We start from the raw sequence: 2377 nt of genomic DNA, 5'->3' as shown, positions 1-2377 counted from the left end.
GAAACGCTCAATTTAAAGCTGTTTTTGTTGGCTGCGGTATGCGCTGTTTTCCCCGATATTGATATCATTGGCTTCAAATTCGGCATCCCTTATGGTTCGCAATGGGGACATCGGGGTTTTACGCATTCGTTGGTGTTTGCCCTATGCCTGGCGTGTTTATTTACTTATTTCCACAAGAAACTCCGCTCAAAGCCTTGGCCTGTGTTTTGGTTTTGCTTCGGGTCGTGCGCTTCCCATGCCTTCCTCGATGCCATGACTAATGGCGGTCTTGGCGTGGCCTTGTTTTGGCCCTTCAGTTTAGAACGGATATTTCTTCCGTTTAGACCCATCCAGGTTTCTCCCATTGGGGTTGGCCATTTTTTTACGGAATGGGGGCTTCGGGTAATCGCTTCTGAACTCATTTGGGTGTTGATTCCGGCTTTAGTAATTGGCACTATTGGCGCAGTAATTAGGGATAAGCACGTCAAACAGTGAGTGTGAACCTAATCTAATGCTCATTGTTCTGGAGGAAATACCGACTAAAGCCGCATAATATCCCCCATGAAAACACCTAAAAGACTCGAACCCTTAATCGACAATGGCCTTATCGACGAAGTCATACATTCCCTAAAAAGCGGCAAGGAAGCTGCTGTCTATGTAGTACGCTGTGGAACTGTCATCTGTTGTGCCAAGGTTTACAAAGAAGCCGACCAGCGCAGCTTTCGGCAAAGCGTGCTTTATCAGGAAGGCCGCAAGGTACGCAACAGCCGCCGCGCCCGTGCCATGGCGAAAGGGAGCAGTTATGGCCGCAAAGAACAGGAGTCGACATGGCAAAGCGCGGAAGTTACCGCTTTGTACCGTCTCTCCGAGGCGGGTGTCAGGGTACCTCGCCCCTATGACTTCATCGACGGTGTGCTGCTCATGGAATTGGTGACGGACAGTGACGGCAATCCGGCGCCCAGGCTCAATGACCTGGACTTGGAGCCGGAACTGGCCAGAACGTATCATCGCTTCCTCATTTCCCAAATCGTCCGTATGCTCTGCGATGGCCTTATCCACGGGGACTTATCAGAGTACAACGTACTGGTTGGCAGCGATGGGCCCGTCATCATAGATCTACCCCAAGCCGTCGATGCAGCCGGCAACAATAATGCCCGCATGATGCTGGAGCGGGATGTCGCTAACATGACCAACTATTTCGGCCGCTTCGCACCCGAATTATTGACAACTGCCTATGGAAAGGAAATGTGGAAATTTTACCAAAGCGGCGAACTTCGACTTGAAACGCAGCTAACCGGATATTTCGAAGAAGACACCAAAGCTCCAGACGTTGGAGGCGTTATGCGCGAGATAGACACGGCGCGCAAAGAAAATGAGGAAAAATAACTTTATAAAGACAGCGTCCGTCAATAGCCGGTAGCCATTTAAGGGTTACTTCTAGGCGTTCCTTGATTGCACCCGACTGACTTGCCGATTCATTTCTGTTACCGAATAAGGTTAAGTTATTATAGGGGGGTAAAGGTTCCTTCGTATCAGAGTCACATCTTAATAAGTTCTGCTTCAATTTAACAGAATGCAGACCGATATTTACACCGCCACCTTTTGAAGCGTGGAAACAGCCACTATGTTTATAAAAGTGATTTGATCAACACGTGTTATCAATGATTATCAGCAGATTGGCATACATAGTTCTAATATTTGAAGGAACTGCATAATTTCACTGCTAGCTGGATGTTACCCTTGCCATCCTCACCGCCCTAAAGAGACGGTGATTCCTGATTTCTCAGAAGTGACATTGCGTCGCCGCTTTTCACGGTGCCCGATGTTTCAATAGTGCCTTTTCTGACGTGCTCATATTTTCCGGATTGTGCTCTTAATTTTTCGAAGTTAATACGGTAATGACACTCATGATATGCCTGCAGTTAACTGTAGTTTCTTGATTTCATAAACACCCATTTCTTGACCTTATCCGCTAATTTTTTCTCGAAAAAGCTGCTAAAAATTATTTGAAAATGACGCTGATAAAAATAATCAAATGAGGCCAACTATCGACCTCAGATTCTTTATGAGAAACTTGCACTATGTTGTCATATTTGACTACAATAACATAAACAAAGTGGACGTATGATAGAAAAGACACGACCCATTTCATGGATCAAGGCGGCACGCAAGGATTTTGAAAGTTTTCCCATGCCGATACAGACAGAGGCCAACCGCGCACTGACTGTCGCGGCGGAAGGTCGCAAGGCCGATAATGTATACCCACCGCACTTCAAATTTCGGCACTCACCCCTGACCGATGATCTGGAATCGATCGGTCAATAGCGAGCGCAACGAGGCGTGGTATTGATTCAATCCGGCAAAGAACTGATCGCAGGCCGTTTTGAATTGAGGGAAG

2 protein-coding genes are annotated in these 2377 nt (G+C 47.1%); both read left to right on the top strand.

The features are described 5' to 3' along the window. The coding region (locus Q7V32_RS08830; protein WP_304896616.1) for a metal-dependent hydrolase at nucleotides 1–474 on the top strand (474 nt) is incomplete at its 5' end. 66 nt (nucleotides 475–540) lie between these two features. Next, nucleotides 541–1365, top strand: coding sequence for a PA4780 family RIO1-like protein kinase (locus tag Q7V32_RS08825; protein WP_304896615.1), 825 nt, complete (start codon nucleotides 541–543; stop codon nucleotides 1363–1365). Nucleotides 1366–2377 lie beyond the last annotated feature (1012 nt).

The organism is Methylicorpusculum sp., assembly GCF_030651835.1.
In the GTDB taxonomy this organism is placed as follows: Bacteria; Pseudomonadota; Gammaproteobacteria; order Methylococcales; family Methylomonadaceae; genus Methylicorpusculum.
The sequence above is the reverse complement of the archived record's forward strand: the minus strand, read 5'-3'. Positions and strand labels throughout refer to the sequence as shown.